General features: G+C 44.5%; 20 protein-coding genes. All 20 read right to left on the bottom strand.

All coding sequences use genetic code 11. From position 1 onward, the window contains the following. Window positions 1-87: 87 nt before the first annotated feature. Window positions 88-1,650, bottom strand: coding sequence for a ribonuclease Y (gene rny, locus AZ46_RS05190; protein WP_029281192.1), 1,563 nt, complete (start codon window positions 1,648-1,650; stop codon window positions 88-90). Window positions 1,651-2,029: 379 nt separating this feature from the next. Further along, complete coding sequence (gene recA, locus AZ46_RS05185; protein WP_029281194.1) at window positions 2,030-3,067, bottom strand: recombinase RecA; 1,038 nt, start codon at window positions 3,065-3,067, stop codon at window positions 2,030-2,032. Window positions 3,068-3,321: 254 nt separating this feature from the next. Continuing rightward, window positions 3,322-4,584: a competence/damage-inducible protein A gene (locus tag AZ46_RS05180; RefSeq protein WP_029281196.1), complete on the bottom strand. Its 1,263-nt coding sequence runs from the start codon at window positions 4,582-4,584 to the stop codon at window positions 3,322-3,324. Between the two features lie 15 nt (window positions 4,585-4,599). Then, window positions 4,600-5,178, bottom strand: a complete 579-nt coding sequence (pgsA, locus tag AZ46_RS05175) for a CDP-diacylglycerol--glycerol-3-phosphate 3-phosphatidyltransferase (RefSeq protein WP_029281198.1) — start codon at window positions 5,176-5,178, stop codon at window positions 4,600-4,602. Window positions 5,179-5,253: 75 nt separating this feature from the next. Beyond that, window positions 5,254-6,129: a helix-turn-helix domain-containing protein gene (locus AZ46_RS05170; RefSeq protein ID WP_029281200.1), complete on the bottom strand. Its 876-nt coding sequence runs from the start codon at window positions 6,127-6,129 to the stop codon at window positions 5,254-5,256. Between the two features lie 21 nt (window positions 6,130-6,150). Further along, entirely contained in the window at window positions 6,151-6,936 is a 786-nt protein-coding gene (locus AZ46_RS05165) for a YmfK family protein (protein ID WP_029281202.1), read from the bottom strand. Between the two features lie 168 nt (window positions 6,937-7,104). Further along, window positions 7,105-7,362 carry a DUF3243 domain-containing protein gene (locus AZ46_RS05160; RefSeq protein ID WP_029281204.1) on the bottom strand — a complete coding sequence of 86 codons (258 nt, stop codon included), beginning with the start codon at window positions 7,360-7,362 and terminating at the stop codon, window positions 7,105-7,107. Between the two features lie 80 nt (window positions 7,363-7,442). Then, window positions 7,443-8,156 (bottom strand): elongation factor P 5-aminopentanone reductase, encoded by a 714-nt coding sequence (gene ymfI / locus AZ46_RS05155; protein ID WP_029281205.1) that lies wholly within the window; start codon window positions 8,154-8,156, stop codon window positions 7,443-7,445. A 55-nt stretch (window positions 8,157-8,211) separates the two neighbouring features. After that, window positions 8,212-9,498: an EF-P 5-aminopentanol modification-associated protein YfmH gene (yfmH, locus tag AZ46_RS05150; protein ID WP_029281207.1), complete on the bottom strand. Its 1,287-nt coding sequence runs from the start codon at window positions 9,496-9,498 to the stop codon at window positions 8,212-8,214. Next, a complete protein-coding gene (gene yfmF / locus AZ46_RS05145; RefSeq protein ID WP_029281209.1) occupies window positions 9,499-10,779 on the bottom strand; it encodes an EF-P 5-aminopentanol modification-associated protein YfmF in 1,281 nt (426 codons plus the stop codon). It lies immediately after the preceding gene. Window positions 10,780-10,976: 197 nt separating this feature from the next. Continuing rightward, the gene (locus AZ46_RS05140) at window positions 10,977-11,921 is read right to left on the bottom strand and encodes an ABC transporter permease (RefSeq protein ID WP_406817977.1); all 945 of its coding nucleotides are present in this window, start codon (window positions 11,919-11,921) and stop codon (window positions 10,977-10,979) included. A gap of 15 nt (window positions 11,922-11,936) precedes the next feature. After that, complete coding sequence (locus tag AZ46_RS05135) at window positions 11,937-12,983, bottom strand: ABC transporter permease (protein WP_029281213.1); 1,047 nt, start codon at window positions 12,981-12,983, stop codon at window positions 11,937-11,939. After that, on the bottom strand, window positions 12,980-14,509 hold the full coding sequence (locus AZ46_RS05130; RefSeq protein WP_029281215.1) for an ABC transporter ATP-binding protein: 1,530 nt from the start codon (window positions 14,507-14,509) through the stop codon (window positions 12,980-12,982). The genes AZ46_RS05135 and AZ46_RS05130 overlap by 4 nt, the downstream gene beginning before the upstream one ends. Before the next feature lie 226 nt (window positions 14,510-14,735). Continuing rightward, the gene (locus AZ46_RS05125; protein ID WP_051827088.1) at window positions 14,736-15,782 is read right to left on the bottom strand and encodes a BMP family lipoprotein; all 1,047 of its coding nucleotides are present in this window, start codon (window positions 15,780-15,782) and stop codon (window positions 14,736-14,738) included. A 96-nt stretch (window positions 15,783-15,878) separates the two neighbouring features. Beyond that, complete coding sequence (locus AZ46_RS05120; RefSeq protein ID WP_029281218.1) at window positions 15,879-16,604, bottom strand: GntR family transcriptional regulator; 726 nt, start codon at window positions 16,602-16,604, stop codon at window positions 15,879-15,881. 330 nt (window positions 16,605-16,934) lie between these two features. Next, window positions 16,935-19,289 (bottom strand): DNA translocase FtsK, encoded by a 2,355-nt coding sequence (locus AZ46_RS05115; protein ID WP_029281220.1) that lies wholly within the window; start codon window positions 19,287-19,289, stop codon window positions 16,935-16,937. Between the two features lie 110 nt (window positions 19,290-19,399). Further along, entirely contained in the window at window positions 19,400-19,627 is a 228-nt protein-coding gene (locus tag AZ46_RS05110; protein WP_029281222.1) for a YlzJ-like family protein, read from the bottom strand. Continuing rightward, window positions 19,624-20,367: a ClpP family protease gene (locus AZ46_RS05105; protein ID WP_029281224.1), complete on the bottom strand. Its 744-nt coding sequence runs from the start codon at window positions 20,365-20,367 to the stop codon at window positions 19,624-19,626. The genes AZ46_RS05110 and AZ46_RS05105 overlap by 4 nt, the downstream gene beginning before the upstream one ends. A 768-nt stretch (window positions 20,368-21,135) precedes the next feature. Beyond that, complete coding sequence (locus AZ46_RS05095) at window positions 21,136-22,800, bottom strand: ribonuclease J (protein ID WP_029281226.1); 1,665 nt, start codon at window positions 22,798-22,800, stop codon at window positions 21,136-21,138. A gap of 155 nt (window positions 22,801-22,955) precedes the next feature. Further along, complete coding sequence (dapA, locus tag AZ46_RS05090) at window positions 22,956-23,828, bottom strand: 4-hydroxy-tetrahydrodipicolinate synthase (RefSeq protein ID WP_029281228.1); 873 nt, start codon at window positions 23,826-23,828, stop codon at window positions 22,956-22,958. Window positions 23,829-23,841: the final 13 nt, after the last annotated feature.

Genomic DNA, 23,841 nt, shown 5'->3' with positions numbered 1-23,841 from the left:
TTTCTTTAGTTTGGCTTAGATCTGCTGAAAATAGGCCCCTGTCTTTCAGTTGCGGGCAAAAAATAAAGCGATGCGGGAGGCATCGCTTTATTTTGCATATTCAACAGCCCTTGTTTCACGAATGACTGTTACTTTAATGTGACCTGGGTAATCCAGCTCTTCTTCAATACGCTTGCGGATATCACGTGCCAGACGGTGAGCCTGAAGATCATCGATCGTATCCGGCTTAACCATGATGCGAACTTCACGGCCTGCCTGAATGGCGAAGGATTTTTCAACACCTTCGTACGATTCAGAAATCTCTTCAAGTTTTTCAAGTCGGCGGATATAATTTTCAAGCGTTTCGCTTCTTGCGCCCGGACGAGCCGCAGATAAAGCATCTGCTGCCGCAACCAGAACCGCAATAACGGAAGTCGGTTCCTGATCGCCATGGTGAGAAGCAATACTGTTGATGACAACCGGATGTTCCTTGTACTTAGTAGCAAGTTCCACACCGATTTCAACATGGCTTCCTTCAACCTCATGGTCAATTGCTTTACCGATGTCATGCAGCAAGCCTGCACGTTTTGCCAATGTTACATCTTCGCCAAGCTCTGCAGCCATAAGGCCGGAAAGGTAGGCAACTTCCATTGAGTGCTTCAGGACATTCTGACCGTAGCTCGTTCTGAACTTCAGACGGCCCATAATCTTGATCAAGTCAGGGTGAAGTCCGTGAACGCCAACTTCAAAGGTTGTCTGTTCACCTACTTCGCGGATGTACTCATCCACTTCGCGGCGGGATTTTTCAACCATTTCTTCAATTCGTGCCGGATGAATGCGTCCATCCTGCACAAGTTTGTCCAATGCGATTCTTGCTGTTTCCCTGCGAATTGGGTCAAATCCGGAAAGAATAACGGCTTCCGGAGTATCATCAATAATCAGGTCGATACCTGTCAGGGTTTCAAGTGTTCGAATATTTCGTCCTTCACGGCCAATGATGCGTCCCTTCATTTCATCATTTGGCAGGTTAACGACGGATACCGTTGTTTCAGCCACATGATCGGCTGCACAACGCTGGATAGCAAGGGAAAGGATTTCTTTCGCTCGTTTATCCGCTTCTTCTTTCGCACGATTTTCGCTTTCTTTAACGGTTACGGCGATATCATGAGAAAGCTCATTTTCAACCTTTTCAAGAATGATCTGCTTAGCCTCTTCACGGGTTAAGCTGGAAATGCGCTCAAGCTCAGCTTGCTGTTTCCGCACCATCTCGTCCACTTTGCTTTCCATCTCTTCAATATGCTGTTGTCTTTCATTCAGAGAATCTTCCTTTTTCTCAAGCATGTTTTCGCGCTTGTCTAAAGATTCATCCTTGCGGTCAAGATTCTCTTCTTTTTGTAACAGGCGATTTTCTTGTTTTTGCAGCTCATTTCGTCGCTCACGAATTTCCTGCTCGGCTTCTGTGCGAAGCTTGTGAATATCATCCTTTGCTTCAAGAAGCGCTTCTTTTTTCGTTGCTTCTGCATCACGCCTTGCATCTTCAAGAATCTGCTCAGCTGTGCCTTTAGCACCTGCAATCTTCGCTTCTGCAATGGATTTACGAACAAAATAGCCAACAACTGCACCGACGATTAGGCCAAGCAAAATGGAGATGATCATTGTAATGGGATCCATCATTTCACCTCCTCTTGCTATGAACTTGTTTCTTGCTAGATTTAAGTGTCGGCATGTACATTGCATACATTCTTCAATATACAGCACAAAGCTTAAGGGTTTCATGGAGACCTTGCAGCAATCCGTTCTGCAGGTCAACATCTGCTTTCATAGTGCCTCGCAAAAAGTTCTAACAAAATAGTATTACTTCTCAATTGTAAATGTGTGAATTTTTCTTGTCAAGCCTGTCATTCAGGGGTTTTCAGTGCAATTATGAATTTTCAGGCATTGCCTGACATTTCTTAAACAGGAAAAGTCAGGAGTTCCGCCCATTTACTTCAACCATTCTGCCAACATTTATTCAAAAATATACAAAAAAGAGGCGCGGACGCCTCTTTTTTTAGTCTTCGAGCAAATTCAGTTCATCTTGTTCTTCAGGTACAGCAGCGTCACCGTCTAATCCGTAGTGGCTGCGGATTTTCTCCTGAAGCTCAAGGCGAATGGCCGGGTTTTCCTTAAGGAAGATCTTTGCGTTTTCTCTTCCCTGTCCCAGGCGCTCATCATTATATGAATACCATGAGCCGCTCTTTTGAACAATATCGCTTTCCGTTCCAAGGTCGATGATCTCTCCCTCTTTGGAAATGCCTTCTCCGTACATGATGTCAACTTCTGCAACACGGAATGGAGGAGCAACCTTGTTCTTGACGACTTTTACTTTCGTTTTGTTTCCGACCATTTCATTTCCCTGTTTTAGTGTTTCTGCACGGCGCACTTCAAGACGGACAGAAGAGTAGAATTTAAGAGCGCGTCCGCCTGGCGTCGTTTCAGGGTTTCCGAACATGACACCGACTTTTTCACGGATCTGGTTGATGAAAATGGCAATAGTCTTCGACTTGCTGATCGCGCCGGAGAGTTTGCGGAGCGCCTGCGACATAAGACGCGCCTGCAGACCTACGTGTGCATCTCCCATTTCTCCTTCTATTTCTGCTTTAGGAACAAGGGCAGCCACTGAATCGACAACCAGAATGTCTACAGCTCCGCTTCGGACAAGAGCTTCGGCAATTTCAAGGGCCTGCTCGCCTGTATCCGGCTGGGAAAGAAGAAGCTCATCAATGTTGACGCCAAGCTTCTGGGCATATACAGGATCAAGGGCATGCTCAGCATCAATAAATGCAGCCTGTCCACCTGCAGCCTGTACTTCAGCGATTGCATGAAGGGCAACAGTTGTTTTACCTGAACTTTCAGGTCCGTAAATTTCAACAATTCTTCCGCGCGGATAGCCGCCGACTCCAAGAGCCGCATCCAGCGCAAGCGAACCGCTTGGGGATGTAGAGATTTTACGGTCGGTCTGTTCACCGAGTTTCATAATTGAACCTTTACCAAATTGTTTTTCTATTTGTTTAAGTGCCATATCTAAGGCAGCCTGACGATCGCTCACTGAGTTTCCTCCTTTAGTTATTAACCTATTAATAATATACCTTTATTTTATCTGTTTGACAAGCAAAAAGCGAACATTTATTCGTTTTTTTGCACATTGAAATGGATGGAAAAATTCATTTTTCTCCTTATTGAAATGAGAAATTTGAATTCTTTTAATCACCTAAAATTCTATTTTACATTTCTGAAGGGGATTTGCGCAGCCTCCCATGCACTCGATGCGAATTAGAAAATGGACAAAAAGAAAAATACAGCTTATTCCGCTGTATTTTCTGTTAAAGCTTTTACCGCAAGATGGCAGCCGTATTTAACTGTTCGCTTGCGTATGCCGTTCCTGCTTCCTGCAAGCAGGAGCTGATGCGTTACTGTCTGCCTGCCCTTTACGGCAAGACCTATATAAACAGTGCCGGGTTTCTTTCCTTCAACAGGCTCTTCGCCTGCTATGCCTGTGAAGCTTATTCCGATATCGCTCCCTGTCAGCTTTCTGATCTGCTCTGCCATCTCTTGTGCACATTGTTCGCTGACGGCTCCATGAACATCAAGCGTTTCTTTCGATACTCCGAGCATGGCTTCCTTCACTTCATTTGTATAGCACACAATCGTTCCTTTAAAAACGTCCGACGTGCCTTTAACGGCTGTAAGCTGATCTGAGAACAGCCCTCCTGTCAGGCTTTCAGCTGCAGAAATGGTCATTCCCCGCTGCCTCAGGTGCCTTAACAGCTCTTCTGCAAGTGTCGTCTGATCATATCCGTAGAAAAACGCGCCGACTCTTTCATTTATCGCCTTTTCAGCATCGTTAATCAGTTTGACAGCTTCAGCTTCAAACTGGTGCCTTGCTGTCAGTCGTAAGGTCACTTCCCCGTCACCCGCAAGAGGAGCAATGGTAGGGTTGTATTGTCCGTCAATCAGATCCTGAATATCCGTTTCAAGCTGGGATTCCCCTATTCCAAAATAACGGAGAACTCTTGAGATGATCTTGTCGTTTCTGCCAAGTGCTTTTCTGAAAAAAGGAAGTCCGAATTTAAGAAACATCGGCTTCATTTCACTTGGAGGCCCGGGAAGAAGCATATAGATGATGCCATTTTCCTGAATGGCCATCCCCGGCGCCATGCCATGTTCATTTTTAAGAATATCAGAGCCCTCAATGACAAGGGCCTGCTTTTTATTGTTTTCTGACATGTGGCGGTTTACTTTCACAAAATAATCTTCGATGCTGCGCAGCGCTTCCTCGTCTGTTGTGAGTTTTCGCCCGAGCATGCTTGCGATGGTTTCTTTTGTGAGGTCGTCCTTCGTCGGACCGAGACCGCCAGTAAACACAATGATGTTTGAACGTTCCTGTGCTGTTTTCACTGCCTGCTTAAGCCTGACCGGATTATCTCCCACAACTGTATGGTAATAGACGTTAATCCCGTTCTCTGCAAGCTGCTGAGAGATGAACTGGGCATTTGAATTGACGATTTGCCCGAGCAGCAATTCAGATCCAACCGCAATGATCTCTGTTTTTGTAGCCATGTGCATTCTCCTCTGCGTGTTTTACTTTGAAGAAAGAAGGGCAGCCTTGTTTTTGGCGAAATAGTCCCAACCGGAATAAACAGTGAAAAATAATGCAACCCATAATGCAAGATCTGCAAAAGGAAAAGACAGATAGGAAAACGGGATATTGTGCAGCAGCAAAGCAGAGATGGCAATAATCTGTGCCCATGTTTTTATTTTACCGAGCATATTCGCAGCAACGACTTCCCCTTCTCCTGCAAGCACAAGACGAAGACCGGTCACGGCAAATTCACGGCTGATGATTATAATGACAATCCATGAAGGCGCAAGGCCAAGTTCCACTAAAATAATCAGTGCGGCTGATACAAGAAGCTTATCAGCGAGCGGATCAAGGAATTTGCCGAGGTTTGTGACCATGTTAAGCTTCCGGGCATAGTAGCCGTCAATCCAGTCTGTTGTTGAAGCAATAATAAACAGGATCGCCCCCGCTAAATGAGTGACAGGGATTGAAGTCTCTCCAGCGTACAATGTTCCCCAGTCAAAAGGCGCAAGCATAATCACCATAAATACCGGGATTAAAAGAATTCTTGAAATGGTTATCTTATTTGGCAAGTTCATGTGTTTTCCTCCAAAATGTTAATGTATGTACAGCAAGACAAAAAAGAATGAAAGAAAGCCATCTTAAAGATGACTTTATTCCTTAGTATATACGATTTGCATATCTTGTCTCACAGTTTTTTTCGGATCAATCTTGTATTCAACGGGTTTGCCGTTTACTTTGATCTGTGCAGCGGATGCATTTCCGATGACAATGAACGCTTCCGTTTCATTTGTAAAGTCATGGGACTCGGTCTTGCCTTTATTCAGCATGCCGCTGAAAAACTTTTTGCCGGATGCGTTGCGAATCTCAATCCAGGTTGTCCCGGATGAGGTTACATCAAGCTTGAACTGCTCGGCTTTTGTTAACTCGTAAACAGCTTTCCGGCCGGCTGTTTCCTTAAATACGACTTCTGAAGCCGGTTCGGCGGGTTTTTCTTCAGCAGGCTTATCTTCCTCAGCAGGGGCGCTGCCTGCATCTGTTTCTTTCGGCTCGGGCTCTTCAGGGCTTTCAATGGCATCGTATTCATTTTCGCCGCTTGATGTCTGCTTTGGCTGATCTGCCTGTCCTGATGAGTCCGGCTTGTTTTGAACAGTAATCCAGATGATGACCGCTGCAAGAATGACGACCGCTATAATAAGAATGCGCGGCAGGAATTCAAGAACTTTTGATGCTGATTTCGGCAGCTCTTTATGTGTTTTCACGCGGGAGAGCTCAATCGTCTCCTCTGTGTGAACAATTGGAATTTCATTTTTGTATTCATCAAAAAGTTTCTCCGGATCAAGACCGACTGCTTCTGCATACTGCTTAATAAAGGCACGCACATAAAAGTTTCCCGGCATCATGCCGTAGTTTCCCTCTTCTATGCCGAGCAGATAGCGCTTCTGAATTTTTGTTATTGCCTGGAGATCGTCAAGACTTAGTTTCCGCTCTTCTCTCGCCTGTTTCAGTCGATTTCCTAATTCACTCAACCATAACACCTTCCATATCTTCTAAAAATCAAACCCGGAAAAACTCGATTCATCGAACATTTGAGGCCCTGTTGCTTCCTCATATGTAATCTTTTCATCCGGGTCATTCCGAAGTTCAATTATATAGTCAAAATCATCTAGTGTATACTCTGTATTTTGCACAAACATATCAGGGTGTTCCACTACTTTTGTTGCTGAAAGCCGCATAATTTCCCTGACAAGCTGCAAATGCTTCTCCGAACCTCTGCGGGTCGATACAATCCCGTCGATGATAAACACATTATCCACACTGTATTCATCCGCAATCAGCTGGCTGCGGATCGTTTGCTTGAGCAATGTAGACGACACAAAAAGCCATCTCTTATTCGCACACACGCTTGATGCCACAATGGATTCGGTTTTCCCTACTCTCGGCATGCCCCTGATTCCAATCAGCTTATGCCCTTCCTGCTTGTACAGCTCTGCAAGGAAATCAACAAGGAGCCCAAGTTCATCTCTGACAAACCTGAACGTCTTTTTGTCATCCGCATCTCTTTGTATGTATCTTCCGTGACGGACAGCAAGTGTATCCCTCAGTTTAGGTTTTCTTAATTTAGTCACTCTAATATGGTCCATCGTATTTAAAATGGATTCAAGCCGCTGGATCTGCTCGTTATTTGTGCATTTAAGCAGCAGTCCCCTCCGGCTGTCATCCACGCCGTTTATCGTCACGATATTAATGGAAAGCATCCCGAGAAGCGATGATATGTCACCGAGGAGACCGGGACGGTTTTTCTGAATTTCATATTCTAAATACCATTCCTGCATATCCAATTATGGACCCCCTTCAAAACAAGGTCTGTCTCACCTATATCCATATCATAAAGCATTTTGCCAAAAGAGGAAAGAATAATTCCTTGACAATAAAAAAAGGGTACAGAGACCTACAAGCATCAGAATTATATGCAAAAAAAAAGAGAGGACCTGCGCCCCCTCTTATCTTGTGCCGTTATTTTGGACAAGTTTTACCATCATGTTCGCAATGGCATGCTGCTCGTCTTTAGAAGCAACGCTCCAAAGATCTGCAAGAACTTTTTCCTGATCATTTTTCGGGTCTACCTGTTTTGCGAGGTAATCGCCGATTTCATAAGCAAGGTCGCCTACAGCTTCTTGTTTCATTCCGTCGCCCTCAGCGTGGTGCAGACGGTCACCGAGGAAGTTTTTCCACTGATCCCAGTTATCTAAAACAGACATTCTAACCCCTCCTAATTAAATGGAATACAGTGTTAGTTTGTCTTTGCTTCATGAATTTATGCGGAAACGGAATGAAAAATTTACACGTGCCAGCCCCCATTAACCGAAAGAATCTGACCGGTTATGTAGCTTGCCCGTTCTGACGCAGCGAAAGATACAGCATCCGCAATTTCTTCCGGACGCCCAAGCCGTCCAAGCGGTATTTCTTCTTTTAAATCATCCAGCTCTTCTTTTGTAAATCCATCGAGCATCTTTGTTTTAACTGCACCGGGAGATACCGCATTCACTCTGATTCCTGAAGGTGCAAGCTCTTTTGCCAGGGCTTTTACAAACGAGTTTTGCCCGCCCTTCACCATACTGTAGAGCACTTCGCATGAGGCGCCGACCTCTCCCCAAATTGACGTGATCACTACTATATTTCCGCTCTTTTTCCGCACCATAGAAGGAATTGCCTTCTGTGCAATTTTATAGGGGCTTGTGATATGAAGCTGAACGAGTTCTCCAATTTCATCATCATTTAAATCAGTCATAAGACCAAACTTGCTCTTTCCGCTGTTCAATATAAGAAGGTCAGCAGCGATTCCCTGCTCCATAAGCGTGTCCGGACCTGAGGGGATTGAGAGATCGGCCTGTACAATCCTGCATTGTACAGGAAGTTCCTGTTTAAGCCTCTCAAGCGGTTCTTTGTTCCGGTGATAATGCAGGATTAAATCATATCCTTCAGAAGCAAGCTTTCGTGCAGTTGCGAGACCGATTCCTCCGCTTGCTCCCGTAATGAATGCCGTTTTTTTCATCTTTCTCCTCTTTCCTATGATCTTGACGAGAAAAAAACACCCTCAAAAAGGATGTTTATTTCGGTACAACCTGGCAGACTGAAAACAGTTCTTCTTCAACCACTTCATTCAGCGTAGAATGAATATCATCGTTTGTCAATTGCTCAAGAACAGGCACAACATCAAACAGATTCATTTCGTTGAATGAATAGCGCGTAAACTGGTTTGCGATGTACTCCGGTGAGTTAATCGCTCTAAGAAAAGAACCGATTTTTTTCTTTTTGGCATTTTCAAGGCGCTCTGCGGGTATACCTTCGCTTTTAGCCTTGAGCAGCGTCTGCTTAATTTCGTCTGCAAGCTCATCCGGACGGTCTGTATCGCCGCCGATCATGGCAAAACCAAACCCGCTTTCTTCTGTATAATCATAGCTGAATGTATCATCAATCAGTCCATTTTCATACAGTTCCGTATACTTCTCAGAGCTTTTTCCAAACACCATATCCAAAATGAGGTTCATTGACAGCTCGTGCTTCATCAGCTCTTGCCCTGAACGGTCAGCCTGCTTTGCTTTCAGTCCGACAAGGCATTTTGAAGACTGCACATTCATTTTCAGCTTTTCCGAAGCTTTGGCGACAGTATCCGGCTCTTTTACTTCTGCCCGTTTAATCTCAGCCTGAGGCTTAAATTCTTTTTTGTTCTGATTATCCCGGATCTGAGTCAGAATGCTCTCCGGATCAACAGGACCTGTGACAAACAACAGCATATTGCTTGGATGATAAAACGTGTGATAGCACTCATACAGAAGGTCTTTCGTTATTTTGGAAATGGACTCCACTGTCCCGGCAATGTCAATGCCAACCGGATGCTTGTGGAACATGTTCTGAATGAGCCCGAAATAAAGACGCCAGTCGGGATTATCGTCATACATGTTGATTTCCTGGCCGATAATGCCTTTTTCCTTCTCGACAGATTTTTCCGTGAAGTAGGGATCCTGAACAAAATCTACAAGAGTTTCAAGGTTTTTCTCGACATTCGAAGTACTTGAAAATAAATAAGCTGTCCTTGTAAACGATGTAAAAGCATTTGAAGAGGCTCCCTGCTTGCTGAAATCCTGAAACACATCTCCATCTTCTTTTTCAAAAAGCTTATGCTCAAGAAAATGAGCAATTCCGTCCGGAACAGAAATCATGTTTTTTTGATCAAGGGGCACAAATTCATTGTCAATCGAACCGTATTTCGTAGTGAACGTCGCATAGGTTTTATTGAATCCTTTTTTAGGGAGAACATACACGTTCAGGCCATTCTCCATCTTTTCATAGAACAGCTCTTCCTGCAGCTGATCAAACTTTATGGATTTTGCCATTTAAGCCTCCTCCTTTCCCGTTAAGAAGTACACCGTATCCAGTTCAATTTTCCCTGCAGCTGCAACAATTTCTTCTTTTGTTACATGCTCAATTCCATCCAGGTACTTGTCAAAAGGCTCGTCAATGTTCGAAATGACGTTGTGATACAGCACTTCTACAGCTCCGTATGACGTATCAATGGTTTCAAGAAGCTGATTTTTAATAACCGCTTTCGTCTGATCAATTTCCTTTTCTTCAAAATCACCGTTTTTCATCGCTTCCATTTGTTCTTTTATAATGGTTACAGCCCGTTCAAAGTTTGCAAATTCAATGCCGGACATGACCATCAGAAGTCCTTTGTGGCTTTCAACTCTTGAAGCGGCATAATAAGCGAGACTTTCTTTTTCGCGGACATTGATAAACAGCTTTGAATGGGAAAACCCTCCAAAAATTCCGTTGAAAACTTGAAGCGCATAATACTCTTTATCCCCGTAAGTACAATGGGTGCGGTAGCCGATATTCAGCTTGCCCTGCTTCACGTCCTGCTTTTCAATTACTTCATTTGGCTCAGACTGTCTTTTTTCGGTGATGGATTTCTCAGCTGATTTGTGTGCGTTTTCACCAAACACAAAAAACTGCTTTGTATATTTGCTTACCTCTTCCTTCGAGACGTCACCTGTTACGTAGAGGTCCATTTTGTCTTCTTTTAATGCTTTTTTATAGTACTCATAAAGGCTCTCAGATGTAATGCGGTCAAGATGGTCAATCTCTCCGTTCACATGCAGGCGGTATGGCTCATCTTTGCACATTTCCTGCACAAGCCTCAGATTGGAATATCTCATTTTATCGTCATAAACCGCTTGGATTCTCTGCTTAAGCGTCCGTTTTTCCTGATTAATGATCTCATCAGGAAAAGAGGAATTTTTTACAACAGGAGAAAGAACAATCTCAGACAGAAGCTTCATCGCTTTTTCAAGAAGCGGAGTCTGATCTGACAAAAAGCGTTCGTTGGCAACCTCGATGCGGATGGAAATAATATGATGGTCGCCTTTTTTCGACAGGTCCACAAAAAGTGTTGCACCGTAAAGTTCATCCAGGTGCTTTCTGAGTTCTGTGCTTGTCGGAAACGTTTTTGTCCCCCTTTGAAGTACGTAAGGCAGGAGCGCTCGGAATGTCACGTCTTCTTCATTGAGCGGTGCAAGCATTTTGAATACAAGTGAATTTGTCTTAAATTTATCCGTTTGAACGGTATGAAGCGTCAAGCCGTTGATTGTTTCAATTTCTTCTTTTAAATAACTCATTATGACCCTCCTAACAAGCAGATTCTCTTTTATTTTTACCTGTTTTCTACATTAGCGTATGGAACCATTCTAGTAATTATATCAACTTTAGGATAATTAAGGAAATGATAACCCGCCATATACCATTAGTTTGCCGCTGTCCACGATATGCATTCATGCAAAAACGGCCCCGCCATATGGCGGGACCGCTTTTGTTCTTACCTTTTACCCTTTTCATAAGGTGTTCCGAGTGCCTTCGGTGCATCTGCGCGTCCGATAAATCCTGTGAGCGCAAGAATAGTGAGCACATAAGGTGTAATCAGGAGATACATGGTCGGAATGTCCTCAAGAAGAGGCAGCTGTCCGCCGATAACGCTCAAACCCTGTGCCAGTCCGAAGAAGATGGCCGCTCCCATGGCGCCAAGCGGATGCCACTTTCCGAAGATCAGGGCAGCAAGAGCCATAAAGCCCTGGCCGCTGATTGTTGCGTGACTGAAGTCGCGGGCAATAATCGTTGCATAAACGGCTCCGCCTACACCTGCGAACGCACCGCTCAGAATAACTCCGATATAGCGCATTTTCGTCACGTTAATTCCCATTGTGTCTGCCGCCATCGGATGCTCCCCGACAGCACGCAGCCGCAGTCCAAACGGCGTTTTGTACATAACAAACCAAACAGCAAAAGCCGTCAGGATGGCAATATACGTTGTTATATAGCCGTTTGAGAAGAATAGAGGTCCGATAACCGGGATATCACTTAAAACAGGGATGTCGATTTTACTGAAGCTTTCCGTAATCCGGTCTGTCTGGCCTTTATCGTAAAAAAGCTTGACTAAGAAAAGAGATAGTCCGATAGCAAGGAAGTTAATGGCAACTCCGCTTACTACCTGGTCTGCCCGGAATGTGATGGATGCTACTGCATGAAGCACAGACAGCAAAGCACCCGCTGCAAGCGCTGCAAGAATAGAAAGCCACGGTGTTGCATCCCCGAACTGATCGGCAAATGTCAAATTGAATACGATGGCGACAAATGCGCCGATGACCATTAATCCTTCAAGACCAATGTTAACAACGCCTGAACGTTCACTGAACATGCCTCCAAGTGCAGTGAAAATAAGCGGAGCGGCAACAAATAAAGCCGTTGGGATGATGAGTTCTAACATGTGAAGTATGCTCACTTATTTCCCCTCCTTTTTGAAACGCAGCAATATCCAGCGGATAAAGTAGCTTGATGCAACAAACAGGATGATCAGAGCGATGACGATCTCAACAAGTTCATATGGAACTCCTGCTTCAGACGGCATATTCAGCGCACCGACTTTCAGTCCCCCGAATAGCGCAGCAGCGAAAATGATGCCGATCGCTGTATTTCCTCCAAGAAGCGCAACAGCGATTCCGTCAAACCCTACTCCTGTAAATCCATTTTTCACAGATACATACTGGAACGTTCCAAGTCCTTCCATCGCTCCGGCTATCCCTGCAAATGCACCGGAAATAACCATGGAAAGAATAATGTTTCGGCTGACGTTCATTCCTGCATACTGTGCAGCATCCTGGTTAAAGCCCACAGATCTAAGCTCATAGCCCTTCGTCGTTTTCTCAAGCAGGAACCACATAACAAGAGCACCAATTAATGCAAGGAATATCCCGTAATGCATTCTTGAGTAATCCGTTAGTTCCTGGAATAAAGGCGAGCTGAGTGAAGCAGACGCGAAGATGGTCTCCGACTTATCCCCTTTATCTGATAGAACATACTGAATCAAATGATTCGTTAAATAAAGCGCAATGTAGTTCATCATAATCGTTACAATAACCTCATGCACTTTGAACCGGGCTTTTAACAGACCCGGAATGAATCCCCAAAGCGCCCCTGCAAGAGCCGCAGCGAGTATTGCAAGCGGCAGGTGGATGATCTTCGGCAGCTCAAATGCCACCCCGACCCATACAGCTGCAAACCAGCCTACAATCAGCTGTCCTTCTACTCCGATATTGAAAAGACCTGTACGGAAAGCAAAAGCAACGGCAAGACCTGCCAGAATATAAGGGGTCAACTGGCGGATTGTTTCGCCGATGTAATACGTTTCGCCGAAAATACCGTTCCATAAAGCTGCGTACCCTGCAACCGGATCATATCCGGTAATAAGCATAATGACTGCACCGCAAATTAAACCAAGCAAAACCGCAATGGCGGGTACAATGATGTTGAAATAGCGTGTTAAATTCATGTTGTAGCACCTGCTTCCCTGCGACTGCTTCCTGCCATGAGCAATCCAAGTTCCTGTTCAGTTGTCTCTTTCGGATTCACAATCGCAACGATTTTCCCTTCATAAATAACGGCAATCTTGTCACTGACGTTCATGATTTCTTCAAGCTCAAATGAAATGAGGAGGACCGCTTTTCCTTTATCCCGCTGCTCGATCAAGCGTCTGTGGATAAATTCAATGGCTCCGACATCAAGTCCCCGAGTCGGCTGTGCAGCGATCAGAAGATCCGGATCTCTGTCAATTTCGCGTCCAATAATCGCCTTTTGCTGATTACCGCCAGAAAGTGAACGTGCAAGTGTTGAACTTCCGGGTGTACGTACATCAAATTCCTTAATCAGCTTCTCAGCTTTTTCGTAAATGGCCTTGAAATTCAGAACACCTCTTTTAGAGAAAGGCTTTTGATAATACGTTTGCAGCACCATGTTCTCACCGACAGGGAAATCAAGAACCAGCCCGTGTTTGTGCCTGTCCTGCGGAATATGACCAACCCCGGCTTCTGTAATTTTTCTCGGCCGCTGATTTCGGATTTCTTTTCCGTTCAGCAGAATGGAGCCTGATTCAGAACTCATAAGCCCGGTGATGGATTCGATTAATTCAGACTGGCCGTTTCCGTCGACTCCAGCAATGCCGACAATTTCCCCTGCTCTTACAGACAGATTAAGAGAATCTATAACCGTGACATTCCGGCTGTCTTTCACTGTCAGATTTTCTATTTTCAGAACTTCAGCGGCAGGTTTCGGTTCCGTCTTTTCAGTCGTAAAAAGAACTTCGCGTCCGACCATTAGAGATGCAAGCTCGTTCGGATTTGTCTCACTTACATTGACAGTGCCGATTCCTTCGCCTTTTCTTATGACAGTCACGCGGTCACACACTTCCATAATCTCTTTCAGCTTGTGTGTAATCAGAATGATGGATTTGCCTTCTTTTATCAGCGTTTTCATAATGCTGATCAGTTCTTTGATTTCCTGAGGCGTCAAAACAGCCGTCGGTTCATCAAAAATAAGGATTTCCGCACCCCTGTAAAGCGTTTTCAGAATTTCGACACGCTGCTGCATGCCGACAGAGATATCGCTGATTTTAGCAGAAGGGTTAACAGCGAGCCCGTATTTCTCAGAAATGTCTTTCACTTGCTTCTCAGCATCTTTTAAATTTATTTTTCCAGATTGAGTCGGCTCATTTCCAAGAATAATATTTTCTGTAACAGAAAAATTATTGACAAGCATAAAATGTTGGTGTACCATACCTATTCCCAGATCATTCGCGATATTTGGGTTAGTAATGCTGACTGGTTTGCCTTTTACGCGAATTTCGCCTTTTTCAGGCTGATACAAACCGAACAGTACGTTCATCAGTGTAGATTTACCAGCGCCGTTTTCGCCGAGCAGCGCATGGATTTCGCCCTTTTTCACTTGAAGATTAATGTTATCGTTCGCAACGATTCCCGGAAATTCTTTGCGGATTCCGAGCATTTCAATGACATATTCCAACATGATCACTCCTTTTCCCATGAAGCTCATTGATGATTGTGATGATTGATGTCAGGAATTTATGTTTTCTCTCTATTCATTGACTCCTTTTATTGCTTTAGAAAATCACCAACTAAAAATCTATAAATCTCTCATTCAGCTTATAGACTTTTAGTCAGGCGACTTTACAGGCTAATAAAAAGGCTAGAATATGCCTAGCCTTTTTATCAGAGTTATTGGTTACAGTTTATTCGAATGGTACAGTAATTTCACCGTCGATGATTTTTTGCTTGTACTCATCTACTTTAGCAATGACATCTTCAGAAAGGTTGTCCTGTGTCGGAGCAATTCCTACGCCATTTTCTTTCAGGCCGTATTCAATGATTTCTCCGCCTGGGAAGTCTCCGCCTTTAGCTTTTTCAGCAAGGTCTTTAACAGCAACATCTACGCCTTTAACCATTGATGTAAGTGTTACGTTGAAGCCGTCGCCTTCTCCAAGCTCATGCTGGTCGCGGTCAACACCGATTACCCATACATCTTTATCAGGGCTTTTCGTTTTCAAGTCAACAGCTGCAGTGAAGACGCCGTTTCCTGCTCCGCCCGCTGCATGGTAGATTACGTCAGCGCCCTGGCCGTACATAATTTCAGCAACCTGCTGTCCTTTTGCCGCATCGCTGAATGTACCTGCATACTGTACAATTACTTCTGCATCAGGATTAGCTGCTTTTACGCCTTCAACAAAACCAACTTCAAACTTCTTGATCAGTGAGCCTTCCATACCGCCGACAAATCCGACTTTGTTTGATTTTGTTGAAAGTCCGGCAGCTACACCTACAAGGTATGAGCCTTCATGTTCTTTGAATGTGATGCTTGCCACGTTCGGCTTGTCCACTACACTGTCAACGATTGCAAATTTAGCGTCTTTTTGCTGATCCGCAATTTTTGTAACCGCGTCAGTCATCAAATATCCGATTCCATAAACAAGATCAAATTTTTGTCTGACAAGCTTATTTAAGTTCGTTTCATAATCTGCGTCACTCTGAGACTGTGCATAGTCAAAGCCGCCTTGTCCCTTTTTAAGCCCGTTGTCCTCGCCGTATGACTGAATGCCTTCCCATGCCGACTGGTTGAATGACTTATCATCAACACCGCCTGTATCCGTTACCATCGCAACCGAGAAGCCTTCTTTTTTGTCTTCACCTGCATTGTCTTTTTCTCCAGATGATCCGCATGCACTTAGAAGAGTACCGGCAGCAAGGACAAGTGACATTGTTAAACCAAAGCGTTTTTTCACGTTTTCTTCCCCCTATTATTCATTTAAAATCATTTGCTATAAGAACTTTGAAACACCTTCGACCTTGGAACCACCTCCTTATAGCTGCAAACGTTTTTACAAGCGCTTTCTTACAACATGAAAGCTGAATTGGTCTGCGCGGAAATAATTAAGTGAATACAGCACGGGCTGATCGTTTTCATCGAAATGCATTTGTTTCAGGCAAAGCAGTGCGGTTTCAGGATCACATTCAAGGATTGGGGAAATCTTTTCGTGGTAACCGATCGGTTCAATGTGTGTGACCGCATAAGAAATGTAGCGTCCTGCTTCTTCATCAAGCAGTTCAAACAATGATTCCTGTTCATGTACAAAAGACGCCGGAAGGATATGCCTCGGAATTTTATCCAGGCAATAAACGACCGGTTTTCCATTTGCCGTTCTAACCCGCTCGAGAAGAAAAATGTCATCGCTTGCACGGCATTTAAACCGCTTAACATCGTCCTCTGACGGACTGTTGACTTGTGATGAAAGAAAAATGGTGCCAGGCTGCATATTGGCCTGTTCAATCATTTGAGTCACACTGTTTAATTGTTCTATGCCTGAAGTAAAGAGAGGTTTGGAGTTTATGAAGGTCCCTACACCATGGCGGCGGATAATGACGTTTTCTTCTTCGAGTATGCGGAGCGCTTCTCTGAGGGTCGCGCGGCTTACTCCAAGCTTTTTGGAAAGCTCAAATTCAGAAGGAAGCTTTTCTTTTTCTACGTATGTTCCATTTTCAATATCTTCTTTAATGCGATCTATGACCTGCAAATATAAATGACGGTTATCTGTTTTAATAGTCATACTTAGCCTCCGTCCAATCGTTCCAATTAAGAGATCAGACATCTGATGTTATACCCTTTCTCTAATCGAAAATAATATACCATGTATTTTAAAATAAATAAATAGAAAATTGATAAATTTGTCGAAAAAGAGATAGCACTTTCTCACTAGCTGTATAACATTTATAGAGAAATGCTCACAAATAAGATTCGTTATTTTCTGTTCGTTATTTCCTATTTATGAAGAGAATGCTGTTTTCCGGCTTTCAAAACGCGCTTTTCCGTTTCCATTAACGGCAGTTACATTACGATGATGAGAGCACAAAAAAAGAAAGGCACTGGCTGCCTTTCTTTACGAGCTTACTTCATCATAGTGATCTTTAGAGATCAGGACCTCTCTCGGCTTGCTGCCCTCGTATGGTCCGACAACGCCTCTGTCTTCCATTGCATCAATCAGTCTTGCCGCTCTGGTATAGCCGACACGGAACCGTCTTTGCAGCATGGATACAGAAGCCGTCTGCATTTCAAGAACGAGCTGAACAGCATCGTCATACAGATCATCGTTCACTTCTTCTTTTACTTCCGGTGTCTCAGACGGCATCATTTCTTCCTGGTATTGTGCTCTCTGCTGGGAAATCACGTACGAAACGACTTTCTCCACTTCTTCATCGGACAGAAAAGCACCCTGTACCCTTACAGGCTTGGATGCACCAACCGGAAGGAAGAGCATGTCCCCCCGGCCAAGAAGCTTTTCAGCGCCTCCCATGTCGAGTATTGTGCGTGAATCGGTCTGAGAAGATACGCTGAAGGCAATCCTTGAAGGAATATTTGCTTTAATGACACCGGTGATGACATCCACTGACGGCCGCTGCGTGGCGATAATCAGGTGAATGCCTGCAGCACGCGCCATTTGCGACAGGCGGGTAATGCTGTCCTCCACATCAGATGAGGCAACCATCATCAAATCCGCAAGCTCGTCAACGATGACAACAATATAAGGGAATTCCGGATTTTTCGTCCCTTCTTCAAGGTTTGACCGGCGGATATATTCGTTATATCCTTCAATGTTTCTCGTGCCTGTATGAGAGAACAGCTCATATCTTCTTTCCATTTCGTTTACGACCTTTTTGAGTGCCTGTGATGCCTTTTTCGGGTCTGTCACCACTGGTGCGAGCAGGTGAGGAATACCATTGTAAACGTTAAGCTCGACCATTTTCGGATCAATCATCATCATTTTTACTTCATGCGGTTTCGCTCTCATCAGAATGCTTGTAATGATGCCGTTTATACAGACACTCTTTCCGCTTCCGGTTGATCCGGCAACGAGCAGATGAGGCATTTTGTTCATTTCAGCAAGTACAGCATCTCCTGAAATATCGCGGCCAAGACCCATGAGAAGCTTGGCATCCGGGCGGTCGTTCGCTTTTGATTCAAGCACCTCGCGCAGGGATACCATCGCAATTTCTGAATTGGGGACCTCTATCCCGATGGCGGATTTGCCTGGAATCGGCGCCTCTATGCGGATATCTTTCGCTGCAAGCGCAAGAGCAAGGTCATCACTCAGGTTCACAATTTTGCTTACCTTTACGCCAACATCAGGATAGACTTCGTACTTCGTTACTGCCGGTCCGAGATGAACCTGCGTTACTTTGGCTTTTACCCCGAAGCTTTGAAAGGTTTTTTCCAGCTTACGCGCATTTTCATAGATGTTTTTCTTATCGGTTTGCTGGCTGTTCACCTTCGGCTGCGAAAGCAGGTCAAGGGAAGGAAGTGCGTACGATTTGTTTTCTACCTCCGTGAAGGTAATTGGAGGTCCTGACAATTCTTCTGCAGACTCTGCATCCGGCTTCTTTTTAGGTGTTCTCGTCTGTTCAGGCTTTGCTTCCTCCTGAAAATGTACTGCCGGCTCAGGCTCGCGTTCATCTTTGTCTGCGAAACTTGAGATGATGGGTTCTACATGCACGATTTCTGCTTCTTCTTCCTCAGCATCGTCTTCTTCCTCATGCCTGCGCTGCTTTTTGGCTTTCTTCGGTTTTGCTTCTTCTTGCTGTCTTGCATTTTTTATTGATTGCGGAAGGTTCTTCATGTCCTCCATAAAAGCAATGGCCTGATTTTTCATAAAGCGGAAAAATGGCACGGCTATTTTTCCGAGCGTAGTTCCAAGCGATCTTCCTGTAATCAGGACAATTCCGACAAGAATCAGTATGAACGAAATGATCTTTGAACCTGCTGCTGCAAATAAGTAAAAGGAAGCTGCAAAAAGGATGGCTCCAATCATGCCCCCTCCAAGGTCCGGCGTTCGGATCTGTCCGTTTACTTCCATGAAAAACAGTTCCCATGTGTTTGTTATGACACTGGGAGAAGTAAGTGCTCCCTTTTTGGTGAGCATTTGAAACAGCGTGACATGGCTGAGAAGCAGGATGGCTGCAAGCAGACAGTAAAGTCCGACCATCTGCCTTGAAACCAAATGCGGCCATCTTCTGTTCCACATGATAAAGCCCGCCAGGATCAGCATGCCGATTAAAGCTGCCATAAACCATTCTCCGATGAAAAACCTGAACACATAGACCACTGTCTTGCCTACAAATCCCAGGCTTGATATGGCAATCAGCGCTATCGCAAGGATACCAAGGCCAATCAGCTCAAATTTCAGTGTTTCGCGCCAGTTGTCATTTTTTTTCTTTTGTCTTCTTTTTTGTTTGGCCATTTCATTATCACCTGTGCAGAAAATTTGCCGAAGGCATTCGCCCTCTTGCAAACAAAGAAAGCAGCCAACTGAGGGCTGCGGACATGTTTGTGTAGCTTAAGTATAGCATATTATGGAGAAAACGAGAATGACATCGTAATTTTTTGTCCGGGAGAGTACTGTTCATTTAAATAGTCTTCCGGATTGGTGCTGAGGATACGGACTACTTCATATTCATTTCCTTCTGTCTGTCTCACCTGCATTTGCACGCCGTTGCACTCAACAAAGGAAAATGCGCTGTACTCTTTTGCCTCTGCCGGGAAAATCAGCTCCTCCGGCATAGAAGTATATAGGATCATTGCAGCATCTTCTCCTCTTCCTTGCCTTTATCCTTACCAATCAGTTCATTCAGCTTCATGATCGCCTGGCCGACTCCGCCCACTCCGTCGATCAGCCCGTACTGAACCGCGTCGTTGCCGACTACATTCGTTCCGATGTCACGGGTTAAATTGCCTTTAGAAAACATGAGCTCTTTAAATTTCTCTTCAGTGATATTTGAATGCTTTGTTACAAAATTCACGACCCTGTCCTGCATTTTATCAAGGTACTCAAACGTCTGCGGCACACCGATGACAAGGCCTGTGAGCCTAACGGGATGAATGGTCATCGTTGCGGTTTCTGCTATAAACGAATAATCGCAGGAAACGGCAATTGGTACGCCGATGGAATGGCCTCCGCCAAGGACGATGGATACAGTAGGTTTTGACAGGGAAGCAAGCATCTCAGCGATTGCAAGGCCGGCTTCAACATCCCCTCCAACCGTATTCAGCACAATCAGGAGGCCTTCGATTTTAGGGTTTTGCTCGATTGCAACGATTTGCGGAATAACGTGCTCATATTTAGTTGTTTTGTTTTGCGGCGGCAGCTGAATGTGGCCTTCAATCTGTCCGATAATGGTGAGGCAGTGTATTCTTGAGTCCTGTGAGAGCTGAGGAACATTTGTTGATCCGAGCTGCTGGATTTTTTCGACAAGGCTTGGTTCTTTTCCGTCCTGTTTATCCGGATTTTGTTCGGAATTTTCCTGTATGTAGCGGTTCATCTGCATTCTTCCTTCCTGTTATGAATGCTTTTATTATGAGCAGGAAGAGGGAAAAACATTCTTCGGTAAAGCGGAAGCGGTGTTTTGAATGTTTATAGTTTTATCTTGTGAAAGGTGATTTATCGTTAATACCCGTTTCTTTCGGCACCAGGGTGAAAGAAATTTCAAATCGTACCCGTTCCCTTGCGCTCCAGTCACTTGCTTTCCGCGGGGAGCGCCGGAAGCTTCCTCGCTGCGCTTGCGGGATCTTCCGTGCGCTCTTCATCCCGCAGGAGTCAAGTGCCTTCCGCTTCAGTCCACTGGAGTTTTCTTCGTTGAGGGCACTTATCAGGAAGTTTAGAACCATCAAACTGAAGGATTTCAGGTTGAGGGCACTTATCAGGAAGTCTAGAACCATCAAACTGAAGGATTCTCAGGTTGAGGGCACTTATCAGGAAGTCTAGAACCATCAAACTGAAGGATTCTCAGGTTGAGGGCACTTATCCGAATGATTTAAACCATCAAACAGAAGAATTATCAAGTTGAAGGCACTTATCCAGAAAACTCGGTTCTATGGGGAAAGACCAACAAATGATGAACCATTTTAAATAGAAGTGGTTGCTTTCTAGGAAGCTGCATCACACATAGGTCCATGACATTACTAATAAAAGCATTAAATAACCGAATATTTCAGGTGAAAAGTCTTTAACACAGAAAAAATCCGAACTAGTTAATCCCCAGTTCGGATCTTTAAAGTGCTGAAACACTTAAATTTCAGCCTCTTCTTTATTAAACTTCCATAATAATCGGCAAAATCATCGGTCTGCGCTTCGTTTGTTCGAAGAGGAAGCGGTTCAGTGATTCGCGGATGTTGAGCTTGAGGGCTGACCATTCGATGCCTGTGCCCTGCATGCTTTTTTCAACGATTTCCGTTACCATGCCTGATGCTTTTTGGATCAGCTCTTCTGATTCTCTTACGTAGACGAAGCCTCTTGAGATGATCTCAGGTCCTGATATCATCGTTTTTTTGCTTCTGTCCAGCGTAACGACGACAATCAGGATGCCGTCCTGTGAAAGAAGTCTCCGGTCTCTGAGAACGATGTTTCCAATGTCTCCGACACCTAAGCCGTCAATCAGAACGTTCCCTGCAGGAACCTTCGAAACAGATTTCGCTTTATGTTCACTGAATTCAACTACATCGCCTTTTTCAACAAGAAAGATGTTTTCTTCATCAATCCCTGCAGATACGGCAAGCTTTGCATGAGCTTTCTGCATTTTAAACTCGCCATTAACAGGCATGAAATACTTCGGCTTCATGATGTTCAGCATAAGTTTCAGCTCTTCCTGGCTTCCATGTCCTGATACATGAATCTGTTTTTGGCCGAATACTACGCTTGCGCCTGCCCGGTAAAGCAGGTCGACTGTTTTTGAAAAATGAAGCTCATTACCTGGTACTGGTGTAGCAGAAATAATAACTGTATCATCTGCTTCAATCTTTATTTGTTTATGGGCGCCTTTTGCCATGCGGTTAAGAACCGTTAACGGCTCTCCCTGATGACCTGTTGTAAGGACGGCAACCTCATGCTTAGGATAGGTATCGATCTCTTGGACGGGTATGATGATATTCTCACTTTCGGTGATGTATCCTAATTTTTCTGCCATTTCATAAACATTTTTAATTGAGTTTCCAAGCAGGACAAGCTTTCTGTTATTTTCAGCGGCTGCATGAATGACTTGAACAATCCGGTTGATGTTCGATGCGTAGATGGCAACAATCGTTCTGCCTTTTGCACTGTACATCGCATCAGATATCTCTTGTCCGACACCTGTTTCAGAGGCTGTGAATCCGGGTCTTTCTGCATTTGTGCTGTCTGAAAGAAGACAAAGTACGCCTTCTTCGCCGATCATGGCCATTTTCCCTAAATCAGTGCGTGCATTCAAAACAGGAGTTGTATCAAATTTAAAGTCACCTGTGTGCACGATCGCTCCAAGTGAAGTATGGAAGCAAACACCGACAGAGTCAGGAATGCTGTGTATGGTTCTGAAGAAAGAAACCTTTACTCCTTCAAAATCCAGAACAGTTGATGAATCAACTTCGACATATTCTGCTTTTTGCTTAGGGTTAAGTTCTTTTACTTTCTGGGAAACCAGTGCAAGAGTCAGTTTCGTTCCGTAGACCGGTATGGACAAATGTCTGAGAACATAGAAAACTCCGCCAATATTCTCGTCGTGACCGTGGGTTAAAAAGATGCCCTTTACCCGATCTGCATTTTCCCGCAAGTATGTAATGTCAGGAATGACCATATCAATCCCCAGCATCCCGGCTTCTGGATACATCAATCCAGCGTCGACAATGAAGATGTTATGATCGATTTCAATGACATACAAGTTCTTGCCTATTTCTCCAACTCCGCCTAGGGCAATGATCTTGATGTTTTCTGTCTGTATATTCAATTGGTAATCCTCCCTGAACCCGTCCAATACAACTAATGCCTATTATAACTGAAGAAAGAATTGGAATACAAGGAAATAATCTGACGCGCTGACGAAAACTGCGAAAAGAACCAAAAAAAGACCGAGTCCTTGTTATAGACTCGATCTTCTCATGCTTACTTTAATTTAGACAGCACGGCAATAAGTTCGTTTCTTTCACTTTCAGTCAGCGCCAAAAGCGGAAGTCTGACGGGGCCGACGTCAAGGCCTCTTAGCTGAAGAGCCGTTTTTACAGGAGCAGGGCTAGGCGCTTTGAACAGCTGCTGCATAACCGGCAGCAGTTTTCTGTGAATAGCTCCTGAACGTACTGTTTCACCGCTTCTGAATGCAGAGATCATCTCCTGCATTTCATTTCCGATAATGTGGGACGCAACAGATACGACCCCTCTGCCTCCAATTGCAAGTGCCGGAAGCGTTAAACCGTCATCTCCTGAATATACAGCAAAATCTTCAGGCGTTGATGAAATGATTTCTGCCATTGCTTCAAGATCCCCGCTTGCTTCTTTTACTGCAACGACATTTGGAAGTTCAGCAAGTCTTGCGATCACTGCAGGTGAAATGCTGACAACTGTTCTGCCGGGGACGTTATAGATCATGACAGGAAGTTTTGTGGATGCTGCAATCGTTTTGAAATGCTGATACATCCCTTCCTGGCTTGGTTTATTATAATATGGTGCGACAAGCATAATGGCGTCGGCGCCTGCTGCTTCCGCTTTTTTGGTCAGATCAATGGAATCCTTGGTGTTATTGCTTCCTGTTCCCGCTATAACAGGAACTCTTCCGCCGGCAGCCTGAACGACATGCTTAAGCAGTGCCATTTTTTCCTCAGATGTCAGAGTAGGAGATTCTCCTGTCGTTCCTGCCACAACAAGTGAATCTGACCCATTATTGATCAGGTAATCAACTAGCTGGGTAGTCTTTTGAAAATCAATGTTGCCGTTTTTGTCAAATGGTGTTGCCATGGCTGTTGAAATACTGCCAAAGTCAATCATTGTGCCACTC

The sequence above is a fragment of the Metabacillus indicus LMG 22858 genome (assembly GCF_000708755.2).
GTDB lineage: Bacteria > Bacillota > Bacilli > Bacillales > Bacillaceae > Bacillus_P > Bacillus_P indicus.
This window is presented reverse-complemented; position numbering and strand designations above follow the sequence as displayed.